At 60.4% G+C, this 15015-nt stretch carries 14 protein-coding genes; 11 read left to right on the top strand and 3 right to left on the bottom strand.

From position 1 onward, the window contains the following. From rlmH to lipB, 8 genes are all read left to right on the top strand, one after another. Positions 1 to 471, top strand: a complete 471-nt coding sequence (gene rlmH, locus R0125_RS14940; protein WP_248184143.1) for a 23S rRNA (pseudouridine(1915)-N(3))-methyltransferase RlmH — start codon at positions 1 to 3, stop codon at positions 469 to 471. Positions 472 to 479: 8 nt separating this feature from the next. Beyond that, positions 480 to 2372, top strand: coding sequence for a penicillin-binding protein 2 (gene mrdA, locus R0125_RS14935; RefSeq protein WP_317238689.1), 1893 nt, complete (start codon positions 480 to 482; stop codon positions 2370 to 2372). Beyond that, positions 2372 to 3511: a rod shape-determining protein RodA gene (rodA, locus tag R0125_RS14930; protein ID WP_248184149.1), complete on the top strand. Its 1140-nt coding sequence runs from the start codon at positions 2372 to 2374 to the stop codon at positions 3509 to 3511. Before mrdA ends, rodA begins: the two co-directional genes overlap by 1 nt. 126 nt (positions 3512 to 3637) lie before the next feature. Next, entirely contained in the window at positions 3638 to 4678 is a 1041-nt protein-coding gene (mltB, locus tag R0125_RS14925) for a lytic murein transglycosylase B (RefSeq protein ID WP_317238688.1), read from the top strand. A gap of 27 nt (positions 4679 to 4705) precedes the next feature. After that, complete coding sequence (locus R0125_RS14920; RefSeq protein ID WP_248184287.1) at positions 4706 to 5578, top strand: septal ring lytic transglycosylase RlpA family protein; 873 nt, start codon at positions 4706 to 4708, stop codon at positions 5576 to 5578. 38 nt (positions 5579 to 5616) lie between these two features. Further along, positions 5617 to 6780, top strand: coding sequence for a D-alanyl-D-alanine carboxypeptidase family protein (locus tag R0125_RS14915; RefSeq protein ID WP_248184152.1), 1164 nt, complete (start codon positions 5617 to 5619; stop codon positions 6778 to 6780). 33 nt (positions 6781 to 6813) lie between these two features. Then, positions 6814 to 7083: a YbeD family protein gene (locus R0125_RS14910; RefSeq protein WP_248184153.1), complete on the top strand. Its 270-nt coding sequence runs from the start codon at positions 6814 to 6816 to the stop codon at positions 7081 to 7083. Positions 7084 to 7087: 4 nt separating this feature from the next. Further along, positions 7088 to 7726, top strand: a complete 639-nt coding sequence (gene lipB / locus R0125_RS14905; RefSeq protein WP_317238687.1) for a lipoyl(octanoyl) transferase LipB — start codon at positions 7088 to 7090, stop codon at positions 7724 to 7726. A gap of 12 nt (positions 7727 to 7738) precedes the next feature. Here the strand turns inward: lipB and R0125_RS14900 are convergent, their stop codons facing one another. Beyond that, complete coding sequence (locus R0125_RS14900) at positions 7739 to 8827, bottom strand: GGDEF domain-containing protein (protein ID WP_317238686.1); 1089 nt, start codon at positions 8825 to 8827, stop codon at positions 7739 to 7741. 259 nt (positions 8828 to 9086) lie between these two features. On the opposite strand from R0125_RS14900, the gene R0125_RS14895 reads away from it, so the two are divergent. After that, entirely contained in the window at positions 9087 to 10541 is a 1455-nt protein-coding gene (locus tag R0125_RS14895) for an AarF/ABC1/UbiB kinase family protein (RefSeq protein WP_317238685.1), read from the top strand. Here R0125_RS14895 and R0125_RS14890 read toward each other — a convergent pair. After that, a complete protein-coding gene (locus tag R0125_RS14890; protein WP_248184159.1) occupies positions 10478 to 10924 on the bottom strand; it encodes a YqaA family protein in 447 nt (148 codons plus the stop codon). The genes R0125_RS14895 and R0125_RS14890 overlap by 64 nt on opposite strands. Positions 10925 to 10970: 46 nt before the next feature. Here R0125_RS14890 and R0125_RS14885 point away from each other — a divergent pair, with 46 nt between their 5' ends. Together R0125_RS14885 and R0125_RS14880 are read left to right on the top strand one after the other, a co-directional pair. Continuing rightward, entirely contained in the window at positions 10971 to 13097 is a 2127-nt protein-coding gene (locus R0125_RS14885) for a methyl-accepting chemotaxis protein (protein WP_317238684.1), read from the top strand. A gap of 158 nt (positions 13098 to 13255) precedes the next feature. After that, positions 13256 to 13513, top strand: a complete 258-nt coding sequence (locus R0125_RS14880) for a GrxA family glutaredoxin (protein WP_248184162.1) — start codon at positions 13256 to 13258, stop codon at positions 13511 to 13513. A gap of 96 nt (positions 13514 to 13609) precedes the next feature. Here the strand turns inward: R0125_RS14880 and R0125_RS14875 are convergent, their stop codons facing one another. Continuing rightward, positions 13610 to 14872 carry a 6-phosphofructokinase gene (locus R0125_RS14875; RefSeq protein ID WP_248184164.1) on the bottom strand — a complete coding sequence of 421 codons (1263 nt, stop codon included), beginning with the start codon at positions 14870 to 14872 and terminating at the stop codon, positions 13610 to 13612. Positions 14873 to 15015: the final 143 nt, after the last annotated feature.

Below are 15015 nucleotides of genomic sequence, written 5' to 3'. Positions count from 1 at the left end.
ATGCGGTTGCGACTGATCTGTGTAGGGCAGAAGATGCCCGACTGGGTCAGCCAGGGCTATAACGATTACGCCCGCCGAATGCCGCCGGAGCTGCCGCTGGAACTGGTAGAGATCCCCATGGCTCATCGCGGCAAGAATCCTGACATTCCCCGGCTGATGCAAAAAGAGAGCGATTCGATTCTGGCGGCCACCGGGCCCCGGGATCGTGTCGTCGCTCTGGAGGTGGGAGGCCGCCCCTGGTCGACGGAAAAGCTCGCCAGCCAGCTGGAAAACTGGCAGCAGGACGGCCGCGATGTCAGCTTCCTGGTCGGCGGGCCGGACGGTCTTGCAGACCCCTGCCGACAGCGTGCCGATCAGCTCTGGTCGTTGTCAGCCCTGACATTGCCCCATCCGCTGGTGAGAATCCTGTTGGCCGAGCAGTTGTATCGGGCCTGGTCAATCACCCGTAACCATCCGTACCATCGGGCTTAGGACGCGTCATGCCCTGGGGAGAATTCAAAGACGTTGCCGCGGAACGCCGGCTGTTTCAGCGACGCACCACCGTCATGCTGGGCTTCGTTCTGTTCATGCTCGCCATTCTTGTCGCCCGCATGTACCAGTTGCAGATTGTCGAGCACGATATCTACACCACGCTCTCCGACAAGAACCGGGTCCAGGTGCAATCCGTGGCGCCGCCCCGTGGCCTGGTCTATGACCGCAATGAAGAGCTGCTGGCGGAGAACCGCCCGGTATTCGGTGTTACCCTGGTACCGGAGCGGGTTGACGGCATGGAAAACACCCTGGGCAAGCTTTCCTCTATTCTCTCGATTTCCGAGGAGGACATGGAACGCTTCCAGCGCCGGTTACGGGAGCCCCGAAGACCGTTCCAGCCTCTGCCACTGAGATACGACCTCAACGAACAGGAAATCGCCAGTCTGGCGGTGCATCGCCACGAGCTACCGGGGGTGGAAGTGTCGGCTGAACTGGTGCGCTATTACCCCCACAGCGAGCTGACCGCCCACGCGCTGGGCTTCGTCGGGCGAATCAATCGTGACGAGCTGCAGCGGATCGACCCCGTCAATTACGCCGGTACCAACTACATCGGCAAATCCGGTATTGAACGCTTTTACGAGGCGCTTCTGCACGGGCAGGTGGGTTATCAGCACGTGGAGACCAATGCCCGTGGCCGCACCCTGAGAGTGTTGGAGCGCCAGAATCCGGTCCCGGGGGAGGACATTCAGCTGCACCTGGATTTGCGGCTCCAGCGCCTGGCCCACGAGTTGCTCGACGGTCGCCGTGGCGCCATTGTGGCGGTGGAGCCGGACACCGGCGGTCTGCTGGCTCTCGCCAGCGTGCCTGGATTCGACGCCAACCAGTTCGTGACCGGCATCAGTGTCGATAATTACCGGGCCCTCAGCGAAGACCTCGACAAGCCCCTGTTCAACCGTGCCCTCCGTGGCCAGTACCCGCCGGGGTCGACGCTCAAGCCCATGCTGGCGGTGGCCGCGCTGGACAGCGGCGCCACCACCCGTGACCGGACCATCTGGGATCCCGGCTACTTTCAGCTGCAATCCGGCGGGCGTCGTTATCGGGACTGGAAGCGCAGTGGTCATGGCTGGGTCGATCTGACCGATGCCGTGGCCGAGTCCTGCGACATCTACTTCTACGAGATCGCGGTGGAAATGGGCGTAGACACCATGTACGAGTACCTCGCCCAGTTCGGCTTTGGGGAAGACGCCACACTGGATGTCTCCGGCGCCCTCAGTGGGCTGCTGCCGTCGCGGGACTGGAAACGGGCGGTGCGCAACGAACCCTGGTACCCGGGTGATTCCGTCAACATGGGGATTGGTCAGGGCTTCATGCTGGCCACGCCGTTACAGCTGGCCACCGCGACCGCGCTGATTGCCAATCGTGGGCGCTGGGTTGAACCCCGATTGCTCAGGGACATCAAGGGGGATCGCTCGGCAGACGAGTTTCTGCCACCACCCGATCACGATCCGCTGATTCTGAAAAACCCCGATGACTGGGAGTTCGTTGTCGACTCCATGGCTGAAGTCATGCATGGCACCAAGGGCACCGCTCGCGGTGCAGCCCGCGGCGCGCCTTACCGGATGGCCGGGAAAACCGGCACGGCGCAGGTCTTCAGCCTGGCAGAAGACGAGGAATACGAGGAAGAAGAAGTGCGTGAACGCCTGCGCGACCATGCGCTGTTCGTCGGATTTGCGCCTATTGATGACCCACAGATCGCCGTTGCCATCATTGTTGAAAATGGTGGCAGTGGCAGCGGCACGGCCGCGCCGGTGGGGCGGGCATTGTTTGATGCCTGGTTGCTGGGCTTTCCTGATGAAAGTAAGGCCCTGGTGACCGGTGCCGCGACGGAGGGCGCACGCTGATGCTGGGCAAAGCACTGGGACAACCGGCACATCACCCGTTATCGCGGCCGCGAAGCCTGTGGTCGGCCTTTCACATTGACCCGATTCTGCTGGGCCTTCTGCTGTTGCTGATTGGTGGTGGCCTGGTCGTTCTCTACAGCGGTGCCGACCGCAACATCGAAGTGGTGAAGGCCCAGGGTATCCGTATGGCGGTGGCGCTGGTGGTGATGACAGTGTTCGCCCAGCTGGATCCGGCGGTATTCCGGCGCTGGGCGCCCTGGCTCTACCTGGCCGGCGTTGCCGCGCTGGTCGCGGTGTTGTTGGTCGGTGTGGGTGCCAAGGGGGCGCAACGCTGGCTGGCGATTCCGGGGCTGCCGCGCTTCCAGCCCTCAGAGCTGATGAAGCTGGTAGTGCCCATGATGACCGCCTGGTACCTCTCCCGTCATTTCCTGCCTCCGCGATTGTCGCGCGTTGCCGTGGCGCTGGCTATCGTTCTGGTGCCCATGGCCATGATTGTCATGCAGCCGGATCTGGGCACGTCATTGCTGGTCGGCGCCGCGGGTCTGTTCGTGGTGTTCTTTGGCGGCATGAGCTGGCGGCTGATCGGGGCGTTCGTGGCCATGGTCTCGGTCGCTGCGCCGCTGATGTGGTTCTTTGTGATGCGCGACTACCAGAAACAGCGGGTGTTGACGCTGCTGGATCCGCAAAGCGATCCACTGGGCGCCGGCTGGAACATCATTCAGTCCAAAACCGCCATAGGGTCTGGTGGGGTGGATGGCAAGGGCTGGTTGCAGGGCACCCAGTCTCACCTGGAATTCCTGCCTGAAAGTCACACCGATTTTATTGTCGCCGTGTTGGCCGAGGAATTCGGCTTTGTCGGTATTCTGGCGCTGTTGACCCTGTATCTCCTGATCATCCTGCGTTGCCTGTACATCTCCGCCACCGCTCAGGATTCCTTCAGTCGCTTGCTTGCCGGCGCCCTGACCATGACGTTTTTCATCTACATTTTCGTGAATGTGGGTATGGTGAGCGGATTGCTCCCGGTGGTGGGGGTGCCGCTGCCTCTGATCAGCTACGGGGGCACGTCCGGAGTCACGCTGATGGCGGCCTTTGGCGTGTTGATGTCGATTCACACGCACCGGCGCATGATCAGCGCCTGACCATGGACGGTGGGTAATGGTTCCCCTCCCGGGCTCCGTGGTAATGTAGCCCCGGCGGCGAACCGGCAGGCGTGCAAGGCCCGCTGGAAAGGCCTTAACGATCCGCCATTACTTCACGGGAAAGTCATGACAGCTGTTTCAACTCCGGGTTTTCGTCGTCCGCTCCTGTGGATGATTGCCGTCATGCTGATGGTTGCGCCCCAGGCGCAGGCCACCGGTTATGAGGCCACGCCTGACGGTCGGGCGTTGATCGATGAGATGGTCACGAAGTACGGCTTCGATGGGGATCGGGTGGCGTCGGTGTTGGCCGAGGCCGAACGCGTTGACAAAATTCTGGAATCGATCAGTCGTCCGGCGGAACGCACCCTGAGCTGGGCCCAATACCGAAAGATTTTTATCAAACCGGCACGTATCGAGCAGGGCCTGGCGTTTCTGCGCGAGCATGAAGACGCCTTTGCCCGGGCGGAGGCGGAATTTGGCGTTCCGGCCACCATCATCGCAGCCATCATTGGCGTGGAAACCTGGTATGGAAACTATCTGGGCAACTACCGGGTGCTGGACGCGCTGGCGACCCTCGCCTTCGATTACCCGCCCCGAAGCCGTTTCTTTCGCAGTGAGCTGGTGCAATACCTGTTGATGACGCGGGAGCAGCGTTTCGATCCGCTGGAGGTGAAAGGCTCTTATGCCGGCGCTATGGGCTATGGTCAGTTTATCTCCAGTAGCTATCGCCATTACGCCATTGATTTTGACGACGACGGCATCGTCGATCTGCTGACCAATCCGGTGGATGCTATCGGTAGCGTGGCCAATTACTTCGGTGCACACCATTGGCGCAAGGGTGAACCGGTTGCCGAACCTGTCGATGCCAGGCTTGCGGCCGACTCACCCCTTTTGACCCGGGAACTGAAGCCCCGTCTGACGGTCAGTGACTATCGGAGCGCGGGGCTGGAGCCAGAAGTGGCGGTGGCGGATGAAGCCACGGCCCGGGCCATGCTGCTGGATGGGCCGGGTGGTGAGGAGCTCTGGCTGACGTACCACAACTTTTATGTCATAACCCGCTACAATCACAGTCACCTGTACGCAATGGCCGTGTTCGAACTGGCCTCCGAGCTTGCCCGGGGACTGGCCGCGGATGATGACAAAACCAGCAAAACAAAGGAATCCTGACCGGTGGTAATCAAGTGTCCAGTAGTGATGATGTGGTTGGCTGCGTCAGCGCTGATTCTGTCCGGATGCGCATCGTCTTCCGCGCCGGAGACAGACCATTCTTCAAGATACACCCTGAGTCAGGATCGGGCGCCGGACGGAAATTTCGACGCCTCTGGGCTGGTGGATGCGAAACCCAGATACGAGGCGCCGCGATCGGCCGGCAACAAATCCTCCTATACCGTCTGGGGTAAACAGTACTCGGTTATTGCCAGTAACGATGGCTATGTCCAGCGAGGCATTGCCAGCTGGTACGGGGAAAAATTCCATGGCCACAAGACGTCCAATGGCGAGGTATTTGACATGTACACCATGACGGCTGCCCACAAGAGCCTGCGGATCCCCAGCTACGCACGGGTGACCAATCTGGACAACGGCCGCTCGGTGGTGGTTCGGGTGAACGATCGTGGTCCCTTCCACGGTGACCGGTTGATCGACCTGTCCTACGCCGCTGCAAAGAAGCTGGGCTACCAGAGCAAAGGCACTGCCCGGGTGGAAGTCGCTGCCATTACGGTGGCGAAAGACGGTACCATGACACTCGCCGGTCAGCCGTTCCCGGGGGGCGGTGACCCGGTTCCGGTCGAGCGGGTGGCGGAACAGCCGGCGCCCGACGGCAGTCGCTCGGCGATGTTCGTTCAGCTTGGCTCTTTCAGCAGCCGCAGCCCGGCGCAAAGCCTGTTGATCAAAGCCCGCGATGCCACTCCGGACCCCATGCGGGTCCGTGAGGTGGACACGGCATCCGGACGGTTCCACCGCGTTCAGGTTGGCCCGTTCAGCAATCCGGATGACGCACGAAAAGCCCAGATGAGGCTTGAAAACCGGGGGTTCGGCCAGACCATACTGCTGACCGATTCCCACTAAAAAAGCAATTACACCCTTAACGACGAATGAATGGACCCATGGCGATAAATTCTGTTTTCCGCGTACTCATTGTAGCCCTGCTTCTGGTGTTGATGCCTTTCGGGCAGGCGAACGCCCAATCGGTGTTGATCCCGTCTCCGCCCCAGGTGGCCGCCAGCTCCTATATCCTCATGGACCCGCTGAGCGGCAAGATCCTGATGGATGAGAACAGTAACGAGCGTCTGCCTCCGGCGAGCCTGACCAAAATGATGACTGCATACATCGTCGAGCGGGAGCTGGATGAGGGCCGTATTTCCATGCCCGACATGGTGCCCATCAGCGTAAACGCCTGGCGCACTGAGGGCTCGCGGACGTTCGTGCAGGAAGGCACGGAAGTGTCGGTGGAGGATCTGCTCAAAGGTGTGATCATTCAGTCCGGCAACGACGCCTCGGTTGCGCTGGCCGAGTTCGTGGCCGGCAGTGAGGGCGCTTTTGTCGACATCATGAACCAGCAGGCCCAGTTGCTGGGTATGCGGGATACCCGTTTTGAAAACGCCACCGGTCTGCCTTCTCAGGATCATTTTTCCACGGCACACGACCTGGCGTTGCTGGCCAAGGCGATCATCAACGATTACCCGGAAAACTACCCGTTGTACGCCGTGAAGCATTTCACCTACAACAACATCCGCCAGCCCAACCGCAACAGCCTGTTGTGGCGTGACGACAGCGTTGACGGTCTGAAAACCGGCCACACTGAAGAAGCGGGCTATTGCCTGGTGGCGTCCGCCGAGCGCAACGATACCCGCCTGATTGCCGTGGTCATGGGCACCAACAGCACCGGCGCGCGAGCGCAGGAAGTCCAGAAGATGCTCAACTACGGGTTCCGCTACTACCAGAGTGAAACCCTGTTCAGCGCCGGTCAGGAGCTGATCGAGGCCCGCATCTGGGGTGGTCGTGATGACCAGTTGTCGGTTGGCGTGACCCAGAATGTCAACGTCACCATTCCCCGTGGCTCCCGTAATTCCCTGGAATCGACCGTGGATCTGGATTCGGTCATCAAGGCCCCTATCAAAGTGGGTGATGAGCTGGGTCGCGTACAGGTCAGACTGGGGGATGAGGTGATTGTGGACCAACCGGTGCTGGCCCTGACAGACGTGCCCGAGGGCGGCTTGTTCAAGCGTCTGTGGGATGCCATCAAGCTGTTCTTTATCCAGTTGTTCTAATCAAGGCCTGAGAGGCTTCAGGAGTCCGCCGGCATGAGTGAGCCGAAAGCACCAAAAATCGAGTTTCCCTGCGACTACGTTATCAAGGTTATCGGCAATGCCGCGCCGGACTTCACGGACTTTGTCGTCGACGTGGTGGAGCAGCACGCGCCGGGCATCACCGAGGCGGACGTCTCGGTGAACAGCAGCAGTGGAGGGAGGTTCTCCTCGGTGCAATTGAGGATCGTTGCCACCGGCGAGGAGCAGCTCAAAGCGTTGTTCGAAGAGCTGAAAGCCAGTGGCCGAGTCCATATGGTGCTGTGATCCGATGCCACAACTGATTGTTCGCTCCCTGGGTGAGCAGCCGTACCTGGAAACCTGGGATGCCATGAAGGCCTTCACCGCCGAGCGCGACGAGGCGACGGCGGACGAAATCTGGTGCCTGGAACATCCGCGGGTCTATACCCAGGGCCAGGCCGGCAAGGCCGAACACATCCTGGCGCCGGGCGACATTCCGGTGATTCAGGTGGATCGGGGCGGTCAGGTGACCTATCACGGGCCGGGCCAACTGGTGATCTATCTGCTGATCAATCTGCCGCGGCTGCAGTTCGCGGTGCGGACCCTGGTGGACGAGATTGAGCAGGCTATCGTGCGGGTATTGGCGGAGGTGGGTATTCAGGCGGCGCCACGGCCCGATGCGCCGGGTGTCTATGTCGATGGGGCCAAGATCGCATCGTTGGGGTTGCGGGTTCGTCGCGGTTGTTCCTTTCATGGCCTGGCGCTGAATGTGGCCATGGATATGGAGCCTTTTCGCCGTATCAATCCCTGTGGGTTTGCCGGCATGCCCATGTGTCAGGTACGGGATTTTGTGCCCGGAGCCACCGTCGCGGACTTTGCCGCCAAACTGGCAGACGAACTGGTGGTCGGGCTAGGGCACGATCAGGTGGAGCGCCGCCGCGGCTGGTAGCCGGGCGGGGCTTCAGGCCGCGGCGCTGCCTGAATCGCAGACGGTATTACGGCCCTGGGTCTTGGCCCGGTAGAGCGCTTCATCGGCCCGTTGCAACAGGCGGTCCACCGATTCGGAACCGCTGATGGTGGCCACGCCAACGCTGATGGTGGCGGCGATGGCCCGATTGTCGGCCTGTACCGATTTGCTGCCAACGGCCTCGCGGATGCGGTTGGCGGTATGCACCGCATCCGCGATTCCGGTTTCCGGCAGCAAGACCAGGTATTCCTCTCCCCCCCAGCGTGCCAGTGTATCGACTTTTCGGCACTGTTCGCGCAATGTTGTTGCCACCAGTACGATCATTTCGTCACCCACATGGTGGCCGTAGTTGTCGTTAACACTCTTGAACAGGTCGATGTCCATCAGCAGCACCGAAAACACCCGCGAATTCCGCAGGTAGCGCTGATATTCGCCATCCAGCTGGATCATGACTTCCCGCCGGTTGGCCAGGCCGGTCAGTGCATCATGTTTGGCCGCGTATTCGAATTCCTTGGCCAGCTTCAGCAGGCTGAGCTTGCTGCGTCGTCGACTCTGGTCGAGCACGTAACAGGTGGACATCTCGAACGCCAGCACCGCCAGCATGGTCAGCCGGAAACTGGTGCTGTAGGGCGAGTCGAAGACCAGGTCCCCCAGCGGACTGAATAGTAACGCGACTGCCGCCAGCCCGCCACTGCAGGCGATAACGCCCACTCTCGCCTGGCTGATGTAGAAAATGATGGGCGGATAGGCAAACAGCCAGATGATGGCGGAGCCGTCTTCGACCGCCTGAACCGCCAGATAAGTGAACAGGGCGGAGATGATGGTAATAAATCCCCGGCGCTGGAGCATGCTGTGACGGATGCCCAGATACACCAGGCCGTTGGCGGCGAGCAGCCCGGCAAACGCCAGCAGTAGCGCCGGCGTCAGCGGATCTCCGCGCAGCGAGGAGCGGTAGGCGAAAAAGATCAGTAAGGGCACGGCGGCCAGGGTCAGCCAGCCGATCAGGGTGGGCACGGGAATTTCCCCCTGTACCCGATACTGGGATAACTCGCTGTCTGCGCGTTTTATGGGTTCTAGTGTCATTTTCAGGTCTTGTTGTTCTGGTGTTATTGTTGGGCCATGGCAAAAGCCGCATCTCCATACTAGTCGGAAATTATGCGGCTGATTGTTTAGAAACGTAAAGAGTTGCAAGGATTTCACCGATATACGGTGACAAGATGCGAGGCATTGGCCGTAAGGGCGTGCGGCGTGCGGCACGCCAGTGAGGCTCGTTGTCGTTCCTGTCCGTATAATGGTGGTGAGTGGCCCCGGGGCTGAAATTTCTGAACCGCGCAGGTATTTGATGGTATCCAAGAAACGGGGAACGTCGGTTTCACGAATCAAAACCGGAAGCTTCGAGCGGCGCCTGACGCTGACCAGGGCCGGATTGTTCGCGGGCACGCGAATGGCATCCCACATGGCAACCAACTGGTTCAGCAGTCGCGAGACCCGCGATCAGCGCCATCGTGCCATGCTGTCCAGCCAGGCGGAGTTTCTGGTGGATGAGCTGGGTAAGCTCAAGGGCAGTGTGGTCAAGATCGGGCAGGTCATGGCCCTTTACGGTGAGCATTTCCTGCCGGAGGAAGTGACCGAAGCCCTGCATACCCTCGAGGATCAGACCACGTCTCTGGAGTGGGGGGCGATCGAGCGGGTGCTCAAGGATGAACTGGGCCCCGAGCGGCTGGCACAACTGGAGGTGGATCCCGAGCCCATTGGTGCCGCCTCGCTGGGCCAGGTGCACAGAGCACGGCGCAAGAGCGATGGCCTCGAACTGGTGTTGAAGGTGCAGTACCCCGGCGTTGCCGACGCGGTGGACAGCGACCTCAACGCGGTGGCGCAATTGTTGAAAATAGCGCGGCTGGTGTCCTTCGGTCCGGAGTTCAATGACTGGCTGGAAGAAGTGCGGGAAATGATGCACCGGGAGGTCGACTACCGCCTCGAGGCCCGAACCACAGAAAAGTTCCGCAAGATGCTGACCGCGGACCCGCGGTTTGTTGTGCCTCGGGTTCTTGAAGAGTTTTCCACCACCCACGTCATTGCCTCCACCTACGAGCATGGCCACTCGGTAAGCTCGGTGGCGGTACGGCAACTGCCGCTGGAGCGGCGAACCACGCTGGGAGAGGCGGCGCTGGAGCTGTTTTTCCGTGAACTGTTTGTCTGGGGAGAAATCCAGACCGACCCCAATTTCGGCAATTACCGTATCCGCATTGCCGGTGAGCAGGGCGCAGATCCGGGTTATGATCAGATCGTGCTGCTGGACTTTGGCGCTGTGCAGTCCTACTCACGGTCGTTTCTCGATCCGGTAATTCAGATGATCCGCGCCTCCTACGAGGGCGACCTGCCAGCGGTGATTGAAGGCGGTGTGACGCTGCGATTTATGAGCCGTGACTGGCCCGAGGATGTGCTCGAGAAGTTCGGTTCGGTCTGCATGTCGGTACTGGAACCTCTGTCCCGGGACCGCAGCCAGTGGCCCGAGCAGGCGGTGAACGAACAGGGGCAGTACCGCTGGAAACAGAGTGATCTGCCGTCCAGGGTGGCGCGCCAGGCCGCGCGCTCCGCCATCAGTCGGTATTTTCGGGTACCACCGAAGGAGTTTGTGTTCCTCAATCGCAAGCTGATCGGGGTCTATACGTTTATCGCGGTGCTCAACGCTGAATTCAACGGTGAAGATCTGCTGAGGGCCTATCTGTACGGTCAGGGTACCGATTCGGAGGGAACGCCAGCAGCTTCCATGACCAGCCACAACACGAAGGCGTAACGCAGGCCTTTGCCAATGGCAACCAGCACCACGAAATTGAGCCAAGGCACGCGCATGATGCCGCCTACCAGCGTCAGCGCGTCGCCTCCTAAGGGCAGCCAGCCCAGCAATAATGACCATTGCCCGTAGCGATTGAACCGCTCCCGGGCTCTCTCCAAATGACGCTCCGATACCGGAAACCAGCGTTTGTTCTTAAAGCGATCCACTTGCCGGCCGATAACCCCGTTAACAACGGAGCCCAGCGTGTTGCCTGCGGTTGCCCATACCCACAGCCACCACAGGGAATAACCCTGCGTTACCAGCGTGCCCAGCAGTACTTCTGAGTACGCCGGGAGCAGCGTGGCGGCCGCGAATGCGGTCAGAAACAGGGTCAGGTATGCCACGTTGTTACCTCGTTTTAAACATCGTTACCGTACAGGTTCCCGCACCATGAAAAAGCTTTCGTTACGCCTGAAACTCTACGCCCTGGTGATCTCGCTGCTCCTCGTGATGGGGATCAGTATTGTGGTTACCGCCCAGTTGTCGCTCAGCGACATGGAGCACAGGATCACCACCGAAACCCGGGATACCGTGCAGGGTATTGTGATGGAGCGTCTGAGCGCAACCGCCGGGCAATACGGAGAACTGGTCAGCGGGCTGTTTGCAACCGCCTACCGGACACCGGAGGTGGTGCGCAACGTCATTATTCGCAACATCCAGGCGGACAGCTCCGGGCGCATCAGCCGCATCGACCTGCAGGAAACCATCGGCGCGGTTCTGGAGGAGCAGAAAAGTCTGAGCTCGGTGTATGCCCAGTTCGAGCCGGATGGCTACGACGGCCAGGATCGCTATTTCACCGGCGGTGTGGAAGAACACAGCAGCGACGAGGGAACCCTGGAAATCTATTATTACCGTTCGCCGGAGGGTGAGGTGGTGTTCAGCAGAACCGAGGACCCCGCCACCAAGTACCTGGACACCCGCAACGAATTCGGCATTCGTGAGGCGGAGTGGTATTTGTGCTCCAGGGACAGTAAGAAGCCGTGCATTATGGAACCCTATGACTACGAGATTGAAGAGGGCTACTCCGAACTGATGACCAGCCTGGTGGTACCCATCATGGATGGCGGGCGGTTTGCGGGGGTTGTCGGTGTCGACATCAATCTGTCAACGCTGCAACGCACCATCGGCGAGGTCAGCCAACAGCTGTATGGCGGTGAATCCCGGGTGACACTGCTCAGCAACAAAGGCCTCATTGCCGCCTCCAGCCACTACAAGGACTATCTCGGGCGCCCGCTCCAGGAAGCGCTGCCCAAGCTTGCCGAAGACTTTACCCGATTGCACCGGGGTGAGGGTACCTACGATGACGGCGAGACACTGGCGGTGTCCTACCCGGTGGACATTGCCTTGCCGGGCACGCAATGGTCGCTGTTGATCCAGTTACCGCGAGATACCGCGCTGGCCGAGGTAGCGCAGATTACCCGTCTGTTGTCCGAGGAAGTGGATGCTACCGCCGGGCGTCAGACGCTGGTGGGTATGGTGGTCTCTGTGCTGTCGATCCTGGTACTGGTGCTGCTGGTGCGCTCGGTCACCCGTCCATTGAATGAGATCCGTGATCGCATGAAAAGCCTCGCGAGCGCCGAGGGCGACCTGACCCGTGAGCTGAGTATTGATACCCATGCCGAGCTGATCGAACTGGCCGGTGGCTTCAATGCTTTCCTGGCGCGGCTGCGGGACATGATCAACGATCTCAAGAGCGTGAATGGCCAGGTTCGACAACAGGCCTCCGATGTGGGTGGCATCGCACGGGAGACCGATGCCCAGACTGAACGCCAGCATCAGGACATTGAGAGTGTGGTTGCCGCGATGAATGAGATGTCGGCAGCGGCCGGAGAAGTCGCCGGTTTTGCCGGTGAGGCCGCGGATAACGCCCGCCAAGCCCAGGACGGCGTGCGTTTCACCCAGGACACCCTGACCACCGCCGTCAATGGTGTCAGTGCGCTGTCCGGCGACATGGGCGAGGCAAGCACCGCGATTACTCAGGTGGCCGGGCGCAGCGAGGATATCAACCGGATACTCGACGTGATCCGGGGTATTGCCGAGCAAACCAATCTGCTGGCCCTGAATGCCGCCATTGAAGCTGCCCGTGCCGGAGAGCAGGGGCGCGGTTTTGCGGTGGTGGCGGACGAGGTGCGCACGCTGGCGTCACGCACCCGCGAATCCACGGATGAAATCAGCACCATGATCGAAGCTTTACAGAGCGATGTGGACGGCGCGGTGTCGGTCATTCGTTCGGGAGTGGATCGTGCCACCCTGGCGGTGGAGGGCACCCGCGAAGCCGACCACTCCCTGGCGGCAGTTGTGGAACGGATTGGCACCATTGTCGAGCACGTCACCCAGGTTGCTACTGCCGCCGAGGAGCAAAGTTCGGTCAGCGAAGAGATCAACCGTAACCTGACGCACATCGGGGATGCCGCCAACGACCTGCGCGAACTGGCCCAGCGTGTCCGCAGCAGCGGCGATGCGCTGGATCAGCAGGTGGATGTGCTGGATTCCGAGCTGGGCCGACTGAAAACCTGACGGCGGGTCTGAGCGCAGGCCGATGCGGGGATGGTGCACCGCTATGGCGGCGATTCATTGCGTCAATTTTGCGATCCCATGACGGCGTGTCATCATTGGAGCTTGTTGAGTGCGTGGCGAGGGCCCCCGCCGGAACGTTGCCAAATGAGGAGTAGGTTATGGAGCATGTGACCATTTACGGCCGTACATCTTGCGGTTTCTGTGTGCGTGCCAAACAGTTGTGTGAGTCCAGAGGTATTCCTTTCACCTGGGTAGACATGGTGGCGGAGAGGCTGAGCAAGGAAGACATTGCTGATCGGATTGGTCGTCCGGTTCACACTGTGCCGCAGATTCTGGTCGGGCAGCGCTACATCGGAGGGTCAGACGAGTTCATCCGCTACTTACGCGAACAGGAAACGGCGAACGCAAACGGGTGATCGTTTGCTGAAAAAAAGGCGCTTGTGAGGTAATCACAAGCGCCTTTTTTCTTTCGCTCCGGTTGTGTCGCTGTTACCGGGCACCCCAACCGGAGATCAGAGCTCGAAACCTGTCTTCAGCTTCTTTTCGATCAGGGTATTCTGCAGTTTTGCCACCCGCGGCAGACCGTTGTCAAACGGCGGGAAGCTCTCGCCGTAGATCAGTGGCTCAAGGTAATCCCGGCAATCCTGAGTGATGCCAAAGCCGTCATCGGTGATGTAGTGGATCGGCATTTTCTTCTCCTGGTTGGCCACCTCGCTCAGGGGCGCCTCGCCGATGTGCCAGCGATACGGCTTTGACTGTTCGCGAACGATGGTTGGCATCAGGGCCTGCTTGCCCTCCATGGCCATTTCTACCGCGGCCTTGCCCACCGCATAGGCCTGCTCCACGTCGGTGGCCGAGGCAATGTGGCGGGCACTGCGTTGCAGGTAATCCGCCACTGCCCAGTGGTATTTGTGGCCCAGGGCCTGCTTGACCATGTTGGCCAGCGCCGGTGCCACACCGCCCAGTTGGGTATGACCAAAGGCATCCTTGGCGCCGGCATCCGCCAGGAAGCGACCGTCTTCGTACTGGGCGCCTTCCGAGGCAACAATGACGCAGTAGCCGTATTCCTTCACACAGAATTCCACGCGCGCCAGGAACGCCTCACGGTCAAACGGAATTTCCGGGAACAGAATGATGTGCGGAGGCTGGCCTTCGCCCTGGCCGGCCAGTCCGCCGGCTGCGGCGATCCAGCCGGCGTGACGGCCCATCACCTCAAGGATGAACACCTTGGTCGAGGTCTCACACATGGATTTGATGTCTAGGCTGGCTTCGAGCGTGGAAGTGGCGATGTATTTGGCAACGGAGCCGAAACCGGGGCAGCAGTCGGTGAAGGGCAGATCGTTGTCAACGGTCTTGGGTACGCCGATGCAGGTGATCGGATACCCCATTTTGTCGGCCAGCTGGGACACTTTGTAGGCGGTGTCCTGGGAGTCGCCACCGCCGTTGTAGAAGAAGTAGCCGATATCGTGTGCGCGGAATACCTCGATCAGGCGTTCATACTCGCGCCGGTTCTCGGAAATGTTCTTGAGTTTGTGCCGGCAGGAGCCGAAAGCGCCCCCGGGGGTGTGTATCAGCGCCTGAATGGCCTCGTCGCTTTCCAGGCTGGTGTCAATCAGCTCTTCCTTGAGTGCGCCGAGAATCCCGTTGCGGCCGGCATACACCTTGCCAATGCGATCCGGGTATTTACGCGCGGTCTGGATGACCCCGCAGGCGCTGGCGTTAATGACTGCGGTCACACCGCCGGATTGAGCATAAAAAGCGTTCTTGGTGGCCATCTCGGGCTGGTGCCTCCTGCTGGTTCAGTAAATGCCGCCGATGATACGCCAATTGCCGGTTTTTTTCATGAGCAGGATTGCGGATAACGAAGCGCTTGACGGCTCGTGATCTATACGGGAGGCTTGGCACGTTCTATTTTGGA

The sequence above is a fragment of the Marinobacter sp. M-5 genome, assembly GCF_032911545.1.
Classification (GTDB): domain Bacteria; phylum Pseudomonadota; class Gammaproteobacteria; order Pseudomonadales; family Oleiphilaceae; genus Marinobacter; species Marinobacter goseongensis.
Note: the sequence above shows the minus strand (reverse complement) of the source record. Positions and strands in the feature narration are given on the sequence as shown.

Coding starts and splice junctions, on each gene's coding strand:
- R0125_RS14910 (WP_248184153.1), top strand. CDS start 6,814: ATGAGTGAGCCGAAAGCACCAAAAATCGAGTTTCCCTGCGACTACGTT.
- R0125_RS14895 (WP_317238685.1), top strand. CDS start 9,087: ATGGTATCCAAGAAACGGGGAACGTCGGTTTCACGAATCAAAACCGGA.
- mrdA (WP_317238689.1), top strand. CDS start 480: ATGCCCTGGGGAGAATTCAAAGACGTTGCCGCGGAACGCCGGCTGTTT.
- R0125_RS14885 (WP_317238684.1), top strand. CDS start 10,971: ATGAAAAAGCTTTCGTTACGCCTGAAACTCTACGCCCTGGTGATCTCG.
- R0125_RS14900 (WP_317238686.1), bottom strand. CDS start 8,827: ATGACACTAGAACCCATAAAACGCGCAGACAGCGAGTTATCCCAGTAT.
- rlmH (WP_248184143.1), top strand. CDS start 1: ATGCGGTTGCGACTGATCTGTGTAGGGCAGAAGATGCCCGACTGGGTC.
- R0125_RS14880 (WP_248184162.1), top strand. CDS start 13,256: ATGGAGCATGTGACCATTTACGGCCGTACATCTTGCGGTTTCTGTGTG.
- lipB (WP_317238687.1), top strand. CDS start 7,088: ATGCCACAACTGATTGTTCGCTCCCTGGGTGAGCAGCCGTACCTGGAA.
- R0125_RS14915 (WP_248184152.1), top strand. CDS start 5,617: ATGGCGATAAATTCTGTTTTCCGCGTACTCATTGTAGCCCTGCTTCTG.
- rodA (WP_248184149.1), top strand. CDS start 2,372: ATGCTGGGCAAAGCACTGGGACAACCGGCACATCACCCGTTATCGCGG.
- mltB (WP_317238688.1), top strand. CDS start 3,638: ATGACAGCTGTTTCAACTCCGGGTTTTCGTCGTCCGCTCCTGTGGATG.
- R0125_RS14920 (WP_248184287.1), top strand. CDS start 4,706: ATGATGTGGTTGGCTGCGTCAGCGCTGATTCTGTCCGGATGCGCATCG.
- R0125_RS14875 (WP_248184164.1), bottom strand. CDS start 14,872: ATGGCCACCAAGAACGCTTTTTATGCTCAATCCGGCGGTGTGACCGCA.